General features: G+C 40.9%; 15 protein-coding genes. 14 read left to right on the forward strand and 1 reads right to left on the reverse strand.

The genetic code is table 11. The annotated features are described in order from the left end of the window. Positions 1 to 115: 115 nt before the first annotated feature. The 7 genes from HMPREF9423_RS04185 (at position 116) to HMPREF9423_RS04215 (ending at position 6646) form a co-directional block, all read left to right on the forward strand. Positions 116 to 676: a TlpA family protein disulfide reductase gene (locus HMPREF9423_RS04185; protein ID WP_006155566.1), complete on the forward strand. Its 561-nt coding sequence runs from the start codon at positions 116 to 118 to the stop codon at positions 674 to 676. Between the two features lie 9 nt (positions 677 to 685). Then, on the forward strand, positions 686 to 1801 hold the full coding sequence (msrB, locus tag HMPREF9423_RS04190; RefSeq protein WP_006148080.1) for a peptide-methionine (R)-S-oxide reductase MsrB: 1116 nt from the start codon (positions 686 to 688) through the stop codon (positions 1799 to 1801). A 72-nt stretch (positions 1802 to 1873) separates the two neighbouring features. Then, complete coding sequence (gene pabB / locus HMPREF9423_RS04195; protein WP_006148081.1) at positions 1874 to 3595, forward strand: aminodeoxychorismate synthase component I; 1722 nt, start codon at positions 1874 to 1876, stop codon at positions 3593 to 3595. After that, the gene (locus HMPREF9423_RS04200; protein ID WP_006148082.1) at positions 3596 to 4213 is read left to right on the forward strand and encodes an alpha/beta fold hydrolase; all 618 of its coding nucleotides are present in this window, start codon (positions 3596 to 3598) and stop codon (positions 4211 to 4213) included. 48 nt (positions 4214 to 4261) lie between these two features. Further along, positions 4262 to 5221 (forward strand): ROK family glucokinase, encoded by a 960-nt coding sequence (locus HMPREF9423_RS04205; protein ID WP_006155570.1) that lies wholly within the window; start codon positions 4262 to 4264, stop codon positions 5219 to 5221. A gap of 97 nt (positions 5222 to 5318) precedes the next feature. Then, positions 5319 to 5753 (forward strand): HD domain-containing protein, encoded by a 435-nt coding sequence (locus HMPREF9423_RS04210; protein WP_006148084.1) that lies wholly within the window; start codon positions 5319 to 5321, stop codon positions 5751 to 5753. A gap of 53 nt (positions 5754 to 5806) precedes the next feature. Continuing rightward, positions 5807 to 6646, forward strand: coding sequence for a thymidylate synthase (locus HMPREF9423_RS04215; protein WP_006148085.1), 840 nt, complete (start codon positions 5807 to 5809; stop codon positions 6644 to 6646). A gap of 44 nt (positions 6647 to 6690) precedes the next feature. On the opposite strand, the gene HMPREF9423_RS11860 is transcribed toward HMPREF9423_RS04215, so the two are convergent. Next, complete coding sequence (locus HMPREF9423_RS11860; RefSeq protein ID WP_001051780.1) at positions 6691 to 6861, reverse strand: DUF3042 family protein; 171 nt, start codon at positions 6859 to 6861, stop codon at positions 6691 to 6693. A gap of 122 nt (positions 6862 to 6983) precedes the next feature. Between HMPREF9423_RS11860 and miaA the strand changes: the two genes are divergently transcribed. The 7 genes from miaA (at position 6984) to HMPREF9423_RS04250 (ending at position 13324) form a co-directional block, all read left to right on the forward strand. After that, on the forward strand, positions 6984 to 7868 hold the full coding sequence (miaA, locus tag HMPREF9423_RS04220; protein WP_006155568.1) for a tRNA (adenosine(37)-N6)-dimethylallyltransferase MiaA: 885 nt from the start codon (positions 6984 to 6986) through the stop codon (positions 7866 to 7868). Then, complete coding sequence (gene hflX, locus HMPREF9423_RS04225; protein WP_006148091.1) at positions 7861 to 9099, forward strand: GTPase HflX; 1239 nt, start codon at positions 7861 to 7863, stop codon at positions 9097 to 9099. The genes miaA and hflX overlap by 8 nt, the downstream gene beginning before the upstream one ends. Beyond that, entirely contained in the window at positions 9092 to 9715 is a 624-nt protein-coding gene (locus HMPREF9423_RS04230; protein WP_006148092.1) for a hypothetical protein, read from the forward strand. The genes hflX and HMPREF9423_RS04230 overlap by 8 nt, the downstream gene beginning before the upstream one ends. 14 nt (positions 9716 to 9729) lie before the next feature. Continuing rightward, positions 9730 to 10659 (forward strand): ribonuclease Z, encoded by a 930-nt coding sequence (gene rnz / locus HMPREF9423_RS04235; RefSeq protein ID WP_006148093.1) that lies wholly within the window; start codon positions 9730 to 9732, stop codon positions 10657 to 10659. 20 nt (positions 10660 to 10679) lie between these two features. Next, complete coding sequence (locus tag HMPREF9423_RS04240; RefSeq protein WP_006148094.1) at positions 10680 to 11435, forward strand: SDR family NAD(P)-dependent oxidoreductase; 756 nt, start codon at positions 10680 to 10682, stop codon at positions 11433 to 11435. Between the two features lie 189 nt (positions 11436 to 11624). Beyond that, positions 11625 to 12692: an ankyrin repeat domain-containing protein gene (locus tag HMPREF9423_RS04245; RefSeq protein WP_006148095.1), complete on the forward strand. Its 1068-nt coding sequence runs from the start codon at positions 11625 to 11627 to the stop codon at positions 12690 to 12692. 44 nt (positions 12693 to 12736) lie between these two features. Further along, positions 12737 to 13324: an SMI1/KNR4 family protein gene (locus HMPREF9423_RS04250; RefSeq protein WP_006155576.1), complete on the forward strand. Its 588-nt coding sequence runs from the start codon at positions 12737 to 12739 to the stop codon at positions 13322 to 13324. The last annotated feature ends 165 nt before the right edge of the window (positions 13325 to 13489 follow it).

A 13489-nucleotide genomic window follows, 5' to 3' on the forward strand; every position in this document is an offset into this window, starting at 1 on the left:
CCCAAAAGATGCCTTATTTTCCAAACAGATTTCAAGTATTTTTAGGGTGATAGGTATATAATAGAGCTATAATACAATATCTATATTCATATGGTGAGTGAGAAAGGTGATGAAAATGAAAAAATGGCAAGCAACTGTATTGGTCTGCGCTAGTCTGGTCTGTCTATCGGCTTGTAACAACCAGTCAGCAAACCAGGCTGATAAGCAAAATGAAGACAAACAAGCGCAAGTTAGCTCTCAAACTGCAAAAAAAGGAGAAGAAGTTCCAGACTTTGAACTCACGGGAGTTGATGGTAAAATGTATCGCCTATCAGATTACAAAGGCAAAAAAGTCTATCTCAAATTTTGGGCTTCATGGTGTTCTATTTGTCTAGCCAGCCTCCCTGATACCGATGAACTGGCAAAAGAAGCTGGCGATGACTTTGTCGTTTTGACAGTCGTTTCTCCGGGTCAAAAAGGGGAACAAGCAGAAGAAGCCTTCAAAAAATGGTATCAAGGATTGGACTATAAAAATCTCCCTGTCCTTATAGATCCTTCGGGAAAACTCTTAGCAAGTTACGGAGTCCGTTCTTATCCAACTCAGGTCTTTATTGATAAAGAAGGCAAACTAGTTAAGACCCAGCCAGGTTTTATGGACAAAGAAACTATTTTACAGACGCTAAAAAGCATAGATTAGAGGCTCATCATGAATGATAAATTAAAAACAATACTCTTAATTGGAGTGATCATTTGCATCATCATCGGACTTTTATTTCTTTTGGAAAAAAGAAGCGCAAGCTACACAGATACCTCTCAAATTGAGAAGGCAGCAGTTAGTCAAGGGCAAAAAGTCACGAAAAAAACTCAACCAAGAAAAGATGCTGACCTACATGATATTTATCTAGCGGGAGGTTGTTTCTGGGGTGTCGAAGAGTATTTTTCACGAGTAGCTGGTGTGACAGATGCTGTTTCGGGCTATGCTAATGGTAGAGGAGAAACAACCCAATATGAATTGATCGGCCAGACTGGACATGCTGAGACTGTTCATGTGACCTATGACGCCAATAAGATCTCTTTAAAAGAAATCCTGCTCCATTATTTCCGCATTATCAATCCAACTAGTAAAAATAAGCAGGGAAATGATGTGGGGACTCAGTACAGAACGGGAGTCTACTATAAGGACGATCAGGACCTAGAAGTCATCAATCAAGTCTTTGAGCAAGTTGCTCAAAAGTATGACCAGCCTCTAGCGGTTGAAAAGGAAGCCTTAAGAAATTTTATCGTGGCTGAGGACTATCACCAAGACTATCTCCAGAAAAATCCAAATGGATACTGCCATATCAATGTCAATCAAGCATCCTATCCTGTTATTGATGCGAGTAAATATCCAAAACCGAGTGACGATGAATTGAAAAAACTCCTCTCTCCTGAAGAGTATGCAGTGACTCAAAACAGTCAAACAGAACGAGCCTTTTCAAATCGTTACTGGGATAAGTTTGAAGCAGGAATTTATGTGGATGTGGCAACTGGAGAACCTCTCTTTTCTTCGAAAGATAAATTTGAATCGGGCTGTGGTTGGCCAAGTTTTACCCAGCCTATCAGTCCAGATGTTGCGATCTACAAGGAAGACAAGTCATACAATATGGTCAGAACAGAAGTCAGAAGTAGAATTGGTGATTCCCATCTAGGACATGTCTTTACAGACGGGCCTCAGGACAAGGGAGGACTTCGCTATTGTATTAACAGCCTGTCTATCCGTTTTATTCCAAAGGATCAAATGGAAGAAAAAGGGTACGGTTATTTGTTAGATTATGTTGAGTAAGTTTTCTCAACCATATTAGTTAAAAAGCCAGATCTCCTGTTTGGGGTCTGGCTTTTATGGTATACTTAGGATATGCATAGAAAAACAGTGATTGATTTTAGGACTTTGGGCGAGAGATACACCTTTACCCAGCCTATTAAAGAGTTAAAAACCAGAGATTTAGCAGAAGTAGCAGACTTGCTGGCACAAGTGGAAAGCTACCAAGAACAGGGCTATTATGTAGTTGGTTATGTTAGTTATGAAGCAGCACCTGCTTTTGAGGAAAAATTAGCGGTTCACGAGGGTCCCTTGTTAGGAGAGTATCTCCTCTATTTCACTATTCATGACAGCGTTGAAACATCCAGCATTCCTCTGACTTATGAGGAGGTGGATTTGCCATCAAACTGGCAGGAAGTAACATCTGCTGAGGACTATGAAAAGGTGATTGCCCAAATTCACCATCATTTAAGACAAGGAGATACCTATCAGGTCAATTATACTGTCCAACTCAAGCAGAATTTAAGTGCTAATCCTTTTGCTATCTACAATCGTATGGTGGTGGAGCAGGAAGCGGGATATAATGCTTACGTAGAGCATGATGATATGGCAGTGATTTCCATGAGTCCAGAACTCTTTTTTGAGCAAAATGGTCGTGAATTGACGACTCGTCCTATGAAGGGCACAACTAAACGTGGTTTGAATAACGATGACGACTTGAAAGAGGCGGCTTGGTTGGAACAGGATCCCAAAAATCGCTCAGAAAACATGATGATAGTGGACCTCTTGCGCAATGACATGAACCGTATTTCTGAGGTTGGTAGTGAACATGTGGAGCGTTTATGCCAAGTGGAGCAGTATTCTACAGTGTGGCAGATGACTTCAACTATCAAGAGTCAGTTACGACCGGATGTTGATCTAGTAGAAATCTTCCGTTCGCTCTTTCCATGTGGCTCCATCACAGGAGCTCCCAAGATAGCGACCATGGAAATTATCAAGAACTTGGAACCACAAGCTAGAGGAGTTTACTGTGGGACTGTTGGTCTCTTACTGCCCAATGGACGACGGATTTTCAATGTGGCTATTCGAACTATTCAACTGCATGGAGGGCAAGCCATCTATGGTGTCGGAGGTGGCATCACTTGGGATAGTACTTGGGAGTCAGAATACCGTGAAGTCCATCAAAAGGCAGCTGTTCTTTACCGAAAACAACCTCGTTTTCAGCTGATTACTACAGGGAAAATTAGCCAGAAGAAATTACTTTTTGAAAATCAACATCTAGAAAGACTGCGAAAGGCTAGTCGTTATTTTGCCTTTCCATTTGACCAAGAAGTTTTGAGACAAAAAATAGAGAAGGAGTACCAGTCTTGTGACATCCGTCAAGATTATCGGATACGAATCAGTCTCAGCAAGTCTGGAGAAATAGAAATTGATCGACAAGTATTGACACCACTTAGTTCTAGTTTCTGTCAGGCTAAACTTTATCTACAAGAAGCTGATTTGGAGCAGGCCTTTACTTACTTTAAGACGACACACCGACCACATTTGACAGTGGGAGAGCAGGAAATCATCTATCACACTGCTGATGGAAAATTGCTCGAAACCTCTATTGGGAATCTGGTTATAAAAATGAATAGCAAGCTCTATACCCCACCTAGTAGTCTTGGCATTTTACCAGGGATTTATCGCCAGCATTTACTTGAAAGCGGGCAGGTAGAAGAGAAGGTCTTAACTTTATCAGATTTGAAACAAGCAGAAGTTATTTATGGCTGTAATGCAGTAAGGGGCTTGTATGAGTTGTCAGTAAAGGAGAACTAAATGAAACTAATATTTTTGCATGGCTTAGGTCAGTCAGCTGATAGCTGGAAAGAAGTTCAGGATTTTCTTGCAGATTATCCCTCTGAAGCCCTAGAGTTATTCCCTTCCGGAGTTGCTACCTACCAAGAAGCTAAGGAGCGCATTTATCAGCACTTGTCAGAGGAGACAGAACCTTTTGTTTTAATCGGTTTGTCCTTAGGGGCTGCACTTGCATTGGAGCTTTCAAGTTCTGATATATCAAATCTTCAGGCCTTGGTTTTGTCAGGCTGTCCACTGAAACTAGCGGGTAACATTCCTTTTTATATTCAGTTGCTGATATTTAAATTGCTTCCCAAAAGGATATTTGAGAAACAGGGAGCAGATAAGCCTCTTATGGTTGGAGTTTCTGAGGAATTAAAGACACTTGATTTAAGAGAGATTGCACAGAATTGTCCCTATCCAAGCTTGTTAATTTGTGGTAGTCAGGATAAACCAAATCTTAGTTCAATGAAAGCTATCCAAGAACTGATGCCAGATTCTCAGTTTGAGATTATCCCCGATGGCCCTCATATCTTGAATAGGGCCAAACCAGAAGAATTTGCAGAAATAACTAGAAGTTTTCTTGAATTGCTGAAATAAGTTTGATAAAATAATATGGAAGTTGATATTATCATAAAGGAGAAGACAATGAGTCAAAAGATTATTGGGATTGACCTTGGTGGAACTTCTGTCAAGTTTGCAATTTTAACTCAAGAAGGAGAAATCCAAGAAAAATGGTCTATTAAGACTAACATTTTGGATGAAGGAAGCCATATCGTAGACGATATGATTGAATCTATTCAACATCGTTTTGAATTGCTTGGATTGGCTGCGACGGATTTCCAAGGGATTGGTATGGGTTCACCTGGTGTAGTTGACCGTGAAAATGGAACTGTTATCGGAGCTTATAACCTCAACTGGAAAACTCTTCAACTGATCAAAGAGAAAATGGAAAAAGCCTTGGGTATTCCATTCTTTATCGACAATGACGCTAACGTAGCTGCTCTTGGTGAACGTTGGATGGGTGCTGGTGAAAACCAACCAGACGTTGTCTTTATGACTCTTGGTACAGGTGTTGGTGGCGGTATCGTGGCAGAAGGTAAATTGCTTCACGGTGTTGCAGGTGCTGCAGGTGAACTTGGACATATTACAGTTGACTTTGACCAACCAATCCCATGTACTTGTGGTAAAAAAGGCTGTCTTGAGACAGTGGCTTCAGCAACAGGTATTGTCAACTTGACTCGCCGTTACGCGGATGAATATGAAGGCGATGCAGAGTTGAAACGCTTGATTGACGACGGTGAAGAAGTAACTGCTAAAACTGTCTTTGACTTGGCAAAAGAAGGGGACGACCTCGCTTTGATCGTTTACCGTAACTTCTCACGTTACTTGGGTATTGCATGTGCCAACATCGGTTCTATCCTAAATCCATCAACAATTGTTATCGGTGGTGGTGTATCGGCTGCTGGGGAATTCCTTCTCCAAGGTGTGCAAAAGGTTTACGACGAAAATACCTTCCCACAAGTTCGTACAACAACTAAGCTAGCTCTTGCAACTCTAGGAAATGACGCTGGAGTTATTGGGGCAGCATCTCTTGTCTTGCAATAAAGCATATGAATCAAGAGCTTGGTTATTGATCAAGCTCTTTTTAAGTTGAAGTTGTTAGAATAAAGTAATAACTCAATAATGATAGGAGGAGTTTTGGATGAATACTACAGAACAATCCATAGTTGATTTAGCCTTGTCTATTGCTAGGAAAGCTCATGAAGGGCAACTGGATAAGGCAGGAGTAGATTATATAGAACATCCAATCTATGTAGCAAGCCAAGTTGATACTGAAGAAGAAAAAGCAGTGGCTCTGCTACATGATGTTATAGAGGATAGTCCTGTTTCAGCTGAAGGACTATTACAAGCTGGTTTACCAGAAACAGTAGTTACTGCTGTTCAGGTTTTGACAAAGAAAAAGGAGCAAGATTATCAAACATATCTGGAAACTGTGAAGAAAAACCCTCTTGCAAGACTAGTAAAATTATCTGATCTAAAACATAATTCAGATTTATCGAGATTGTCTTCTATTACTGAAAAGGATAGGGAAAGATTGAAGAAATATAAAAAGGCTATTGATTTTCTGAGTAGGTAGAAAAAACCTTTTTATGCTATACTAGTTAAGAATAAACGTTGAGGAGAGAGTAAATGACAAAAGCAGATAAGATTTTTAAAGAAAATATTGAGCGAATTCTCAATGAAGGAGTCTTTTCAGAACAGGCTCGTCCCAAGTATAAGGATGGAACAGTGGCTAACTCCAAGTACATTACAGGTGCTTTTGCGGAATATGATTTGTCTAAGGGTGAATTTCCTATCACAACCCTACGTCCAATTGCTATCAAATCAGCTATCAAGGAAGTTCTTTGGATTTACCAAGACCAGACAAATAGCCTAGAAGTTCTAAATGATAAGTACAATGTTCACTACTGGAATGACTGGGAAGTAGGAGATACAGGGACAATCGGTGAGCGTTACGGGGCTGTTGTTAAAAAGCACGATATCATCAATAAAATCCTCAAACAGTTGGAAGCTAATCCTTGGAACCGTCGCAATATCATCTCTCTCTGGGATTACCAAGCTTTTGAGGAAACAGACGGCCTTCTTCCATGTGCCTTCCAGACCATGTTTGATGTCCGTCGTGTAGATGGAGACATCTATCTGGATGCAACCTTGACCCAGCGTTCTAACGATATGCTTGTAGCTCATCACATCAATGCCATGCAGTATGTGGCTCTTCAAATGATGATTGCTAAACATTTTGGCTGGAAGGTTGGGAAATTCTTCTACTTTATCAATAACCTTCACATCTATGATAATCAATTTGAACAAGCTCAAGAATTGCTCCGTCGTGAACCTTCAAATTGCCAACCACGTTTGGTCTTGAATGTACCAGACAAGACCAACTTCTTTGATATTAAAGCAGAAGATTTTGAGTTGGTTGACTATGATCCTGTGAAACCGCAATTGAAGTTTGATTTGGCTATTTAAGAACATAAAAAGAAGTTGGAAATTCCAACTTCTTTTTTTATTAATTAGCGTGATACGCGACGGCGAGCTGCTTTTTTACGATTTTCTTCGATGAAAGCTGCTTTTTGTTCTTCTGGTTCAATCACTTTCTTTTTGAATGCGTATACTGCACCTGCAACAGCAGCAACAGTTCCTGCAACACCTGTTACGAGACCTTTAGCAAATCCTTTAGCCATGAGTCTTCCTCCTTTTATTTATAAATCAGACGGAAATAGCTTAAGATATAGCATTTTTCTGCCTGTCTATTTTGTGATATAATAATAGTAACGAAAAAATGGGAATTTTTCAAGGAAAAACGATGAAAAGCAAAATAATTGTGATTGTTGGTCCAACTGCGGTTGGAAAGACTGCCCTAGCCATTGAAGTTGCTCAGCGATTCAATGGTGAAGTAGTCAGTGGGGATAGCCAACAAGTATACCGAGGACTGGATATTGGAACAGCCAAGGCAAGTCCGGAGGAGCAGGCAACTGTCCCTCATCATTTGATTGATGTGAGAGATGTAACCGAGTCTTACTCGGCTTTTGATTTTGTTTCAGAAGCAAAGGCAGCCATCGAGGATATTCAGAATTGCGGGAAACTTGCTATAATAGCTGGTGGGACAGGACTTTATATTCAGAGTCTACTAGAGGGATATCATCTCGGTGGAGAGACACCACACGAGGATATTTTAGCCTATCGAGCTAGTTTAGAACCTTTTTCTGATGAGGAGTTAGCCCAACTCCTAGAGCAAGCAGGTCTTGAAATTCCCCAATTTAATCGTCGTCGTGCTATGCGTGCCTTGGAAATTGCCCATTTTGGTCAAGACTTGGAAAATCAAGAAAGTTTATATGATCCGCTGATTATTTGCTTGGATGATGAGCGTAGTCAACTTTATGAGCGTATCAATCACAGAGTGGACCAGATGTTTGAAGCTGGACTATTGGATGAAGCCAAGTGGTTGTTTGACCATTATCCAGATGTGCAGGCTGCTAAAGGGATTGGTTACAAGGAACTCTTTCCTTATTTTCGTGGAGAGCAGAGTTTGGAGGAGGCTAGCGATAGTCTCAAGCAAGCGACTCGTCGATTTGCCAAGCGCCAGCTAACATGGTTCCGCAATCGCATGCAGGTGACCTTTTATCAGATAGGAGAATCTGGTGTGAAAGACCGTATTTTAAGCCAGATTGAGGAGTTTTTAAATGATTGAAACGGAGAAAAAAGAGGAGCGAGTCCTGCTCATTGGTGTTGAACTCCAGGGTATGGATAATTTTGACCTCTCCATGGAAGAGCTGGCTAGTCTGGCTAAGACGGCTGGTGCAGTTGTAGTCGATAGCTACAGACAAAAACGAGAAAAATACGACTCTAAGACCTTTGTCGGTTCTGGTAAGTTGGAAGAAATTGCTCAAATGGTTGATGCAGAAGAAATCACGACAGTCATTGTCAATAACCGTCTGACACCTCGACAAAATGTCAATTTAGAGGAAGTCTTAGGTGTCAAGGTAATTGACCGTATGCAGTTGATTTTAGATATCTTTGCTATGAGAGCTCGAAGCCATGAAGGTAAGCTACAAGTTCACCTCGCCCAGCTCAAGTATCTCTTGCCTCGTTTGGTTGGCCAGGGGATTATGCTCAGCCGTCAGGCAGGGGGAATTGGTTCCCGTGGTCCAGGTGAAAGTCAGCTGGAGCTTAACCGTCGTAGTGTTCGCAACCAGATTACAGATATCGAACGTCAACTCAAGGTGGTTGAGAAAAACCGAGCGACAGTTCGAGAAAAACGTTTGGAGTCAAGTACCTTTAAGATTGGTTTGATCGGTTACACGAATGCTGGTAAGTCAACTATTATGAATACTTTGACCAGCAAGACCCAGTATGAGGCAGATGAGCTTTTTGCAACTCTAGATGCGACAACTAAGAGCATCCATCTTGGTGGCAATCTACAGGTAACCTTGACAGATACCGTTGGATTTATCCAAGACCTACCGACAGAGTTGGTGTCGAGTTTTAAATCAACCTTGGAAGAAAGCAAGCATGTAGATCTCCTGGTCCATGTCATCGATGCCAGCAATCCCTACCATGAGGAACATGAAAAAACAGTTCTTTCTATCATGAAAGACTTGGACATGGAGGATATTCCTCGCTTAACCCTTTATAATAAAGCAGATTTAGTTGAGAACTTTACGCCTACTCAAACGCCTTATGCATTGATTTCTGCTAAATCTAAGGATAGTCGCGAACAGCTGCATGCTTTATTGCTGGATAAGATTAAGGTAATTTTTGAAACATTTACCCTGCGCGTGCCTTTTTCTAAGTCATACAAGATTCACGACTTAGAAAGTGTCGCGATTCTTGAAGAACGAGACTATCAAGATGACGGCGAAGTCATTAGAGGATACATTTCTGAGAAAAATAAATGGAGATTAGAGGAATTTTATGACTGATATCAAAACGTTAGCTCTCAAATATGGTGGCTATACAAGTCTAGACAAGGTCTATCTGGATCAACTTTTAGCTGGTAGGTCTGAAGAGGAGCAACTAGCTCTCATTACACCTCCACCCAGCGTAGTGAATGCCTACTTTGCAGAGCTTTACCAGAAAAAGAGTCCTCAAGCTGCGACCGATTATTTTGCAGAAGTCAGCCAAGAACTGAACCTCTATAATGCTGAGCCAAGTTTCGCTTTGGAAAGCAAGCCCTTTATTCGCCTCAATCTATCTGGTAAATCCTTTGGATTTTGCTACGAGAAAGAAGGACTAGGTCGCATTTTCTCAGAGAACGAGGAAGCAATTACGGATGAATTACTCTTTGAGATAGCGCAAATTTTTCCCCATCAGCTAATTTTTGTGGAGTCTGGTAAGATTTACATGAAGGCGATTGGTGAAGAGGAAGTAGTCAGCCTGGAAAATCTCACAGCCTTGACAGATCTGGAAAATTTAGCAGATGGAAGAAAGCGACTTAAGGGATATAGCCAAGAGGATTTACTACTAGAAGCTAGAGCCTTTTCTGGCAAATTTTATTATCGCTCAGAAAACCGCACAGCTATGTTATATATTGATTAATTAGAAAGAAGCAAATGGATATTCAATTTTTAGGAACGGGGGCTGGTCAGCCTTCTAAAGCCCGCAACGTTTCAAGTCTCGCACTGAAACTCTTGGACGAGATTAACGAAGTCTGGCTCTTTGACTGTGGAGAAGGAACGCAAAATCGCATTCTGGAAACTACGATTCGACCACGCAAGGTCAGCAAAATCTTTATCACTCACTTGCATGGAGACCATATCTTTGGCTTGCCTGGTTTTCTCTCTAGTCGTGCCTTTCAAGCCAATGAAGAGCAGACAGATTTGGAAATCTATGGTCCCCAAGGCATCAAATCTTTTGTATTGACCAGTCTACGAGTGTCAGGTTCACGCCTGCCCTATAAGATTCATTTCCATGAGTTCAACCAAGATTCTCTAGGGAAAATTCTTGAAACAGATAAATTTACAGTATATGCGGAAGAGTTGGATCACACTATTTTCTGTGTAGGCTACCGTGTCATGCAAAAGGATCTAGAAGGCACTCTGGATGCTGAAAAACTCAAGGCTGCCGGCGTACCATTTGGACCGCTTTTTGGAAAAATTAAAAACGGGCAGGATGTCATCCTAGAAGACGGCACCGAGATTAAGGCAGCAGACTATATCTCAGCCCCACGCCCTGGTAAGATTATCACTATCTTAGGTGACACTCGAAAAACTAATGCCAGCGTGCGTCTGGCTGTCAATGCAGATGTCCTTGTCCATGAATCCACTTATGGTAAAGGTGATGAGAAAATTGCCCGCAATCATGGCCACTCAACCAATATGCAGGCTGCGCAGGTGGCAACAGAAGCGGGAGCCAAACGACTCTTGCTCAACCATATCAGCGCCCGTTTTCTTTCAAAAGATATCAGCCAGCTTAAGAAAGATGCTGCAACGGTTTTTGAAAACGTCCATGTGGTCAAAGACTTGGAAGAAGTGGAAATCTAGAAGATTGAGAAAGGAAAAGTATGTCTACTATTCTCATTACAGGTGCTAGCGGGGGTCTAGCCCAAGAAATGGTCAAACTCTTGCCTCAAGACCAACTCATTTTGCTAGGTAGAAATAAGGAAAAACTAGTTCAACTCTACGGAAACCATACCCATGTGGAATGGATTGAAATCGACATTACCGATGACTCGGCCCTAGAAACTCTGGTAGCTGACCTCTATCTCCGTTATGGTAAGATTGATGTCTTGATTAATAATGCTGGCTATGGAATTTTTGAAGAATTTGACCAGATTTCTGATCAAGACATTCACCAGATGTTCGAGGTCAATACCTTTGCTCTGATGAATCTGTCTCGTCGCATTGGGTGTCGAATGAAGGAAAGTCGAAAAGGCCATATCATCAATATCGTCAGCATGGCTGGCTTGATTGCAACAGCTAAGTCTAGCCTCTATTCAGCGACCAAGTTTGCGGCTATTGGTTTTTCCAACGCTCTTCGCCTTGAGCTCATGCCCTATGGTGTCTATGTGACAACTGTTAATCCAGGACCTATCCGTACAGGATTTTTTGACCAGGCAGACCCAGATGGGACCTACCTCAAATCGGTCGACCGCTTCCTACTCGAGCCAGATGCAGTAGCTAAAAAAATTGTTAAGACCATAGGAAAAAACAAACGCGAGCTCAATCTCCCAGCCTTGCTAAATTTAGCTCATAAATTTTATACCCTCTTTCCTAAGTTAGCAGATAAGTTGGCAGGAGAAACTTTTAATTATAAGTAAAAAAGCTATTCCTTTAAGGAATAGCTTTTTGATTTAATTTCATGAAAGAAGAGTGTTTTAAAATTAAAAATCAAGCTTATTAGTGCCTATTCATAGCTTTTAGGGTATAATACAAATAAAAGAAATCAAGAAGATACTTAGAGTACAATCTAGGTACAAAAAGATAGAATGATGGATACAGGAGAAAAAATGGCAAAAAAGAAAAGAGTTACCTTACCCAAGGACTTTAATGAACTACTAACTGATGGCAATATTGACCAATTAAAGGCCGTATATGATAAGTGTGAGTTAACTGCCCATGATGGTAGATATAGCTTAAGTACGGCTCTCCATTTCGGTGGTGTACCTGATGAACTGGTTATTTGGCTTGTAGAAGAGGGCTTGGATATCAATATCCCTGATTATTATGGAGCAACTCCTTTGTATCGTCAGGCAACCGTGGGAAGAGATACTGTAAAACTCTTGCTCGAATTGGGTGCAGACATTGAAAAAACCAATACTTATGGCAATACACCCTTGCATGTGGCAGCTCAGTTTTTTCATCCTAAGACCGTTGCACTTCTCATAGAAAAGGGAGCAAATGTCAACCCTAAAAATGATAGGGGACAGACCCCACTAGACTCCGTACTCACTGTCTGTCGAGGAATCTATATTGCCCAAACAGCTGAAATTGCCTCTATGCTTCTGGATGCAGGTGCTAAGAAAACATCTGCTATGAAAGAAAAGGTTGAAAATATTGGTAAGGATTTTGAATTTCATAGAGAAGGGATCAATCCCGACTATCTAGAAGCAGCAGATCAGGGTCTAGAAAAACTTTATGCTTTGTTTGATGTCAAGCCGGTAGCAAAACGAATAACCCACGATGGAGTTTCTCCGATTCTCGTAAAAGAAGGTAGTTGGGAGGAGCAATATGAGGAACTGTGGTCTTTCTTGATTCCTTCAAGTGGAGCAGCCAAAACTGTTCAGGGAGAAGTTATCCGTATACCAGGTCGAGTTCGAGATGAACTGGATCGCAATGGTGGGGTCAACTGGGATAGGGACTATAGAAAAATGCTTCAGGCTCTCCCTCAATACTTGTCTCTAGGAAGCTCTCTTTCAGAACAAGAATTAGCAGAGACTAAAGAGCTTATTGGTCAGGTTCATGGGAAAGATTTTGATGACGAGCCTCGCCTAGACCGCTTGTGTCAGCTAGCTATTGCTTGGATTAAGCAAAATCCTGAACCCCTTCTCCTAGAAAAAACAAGTTATAAGCGGTAAAAAGCATTGGAAGACAGATAAAATAAAGAACTCATGGTGAAATGATGCAACTAATTGATAAAGTTAAAAAAATAGAAACTTATATTTGTGAGTGTTTTGAAGAGTGGGATTTGGATGATCCTGTAGAGGAAGGATATCTGGAAGATTATCAGGATATTTCTGGTGCTTCCGAGGAAGAGTTTCAAGCCTTTGAGGAAATATTTGGCATTCGTCTATCTAGTGACTTCAAAGAGCTTTATAGCTATAAGAATGGGAGTAAATTCTTCTCTATTTTACCTTGTGTAATTGACCAGAGAGATTTGACTTTTTCTCTCATGAATCTACAGGAAATTGAGACTTGTAAAAAGTACTTTCAAAATAGAGATGCTCTGTTAACCGAATTTCCCGACTATTTTTCTAGTCAAGACCTGGAAAATATGCATGATAGTAGAATTAAGCCCTATCTTTTTAATAAAAAATGGCTTCCTTTTGCTCAGTATTGTGACTCTTGTTATCTTATGCTGGATTTTGATCCAGACCAGGAGGGGCAGAAAGGGCAGATTATTTGCTACATCCATGATCCTGACCAGGTGATCTATGCAGCAGAGAGCCTTACAAATTTGATTGAAGGGATAATGGATGAGATCGTATGAACGGACAAATGTACCAAGTTCAAAATATAACAGATAACATTTGTTTAACCTTCCTGTACGACAGAGGATTAAAAGAACTTGCCCTTTGTCAGATTGATTAGACTGTAAATTGGAGTTAGGAATATTCTTAGAATAGATGAAGAAAATAAAAAAAGTAAAAATGTT

This window comes from Streptococcus infantis ATCC 700779, assembly GCF_000187465.1.
GTDB lineage: Bacteria > Bacillota > Bacilli > Lactobacillales > Streptococcaceae > Streptococcus > Streptococcus infantis.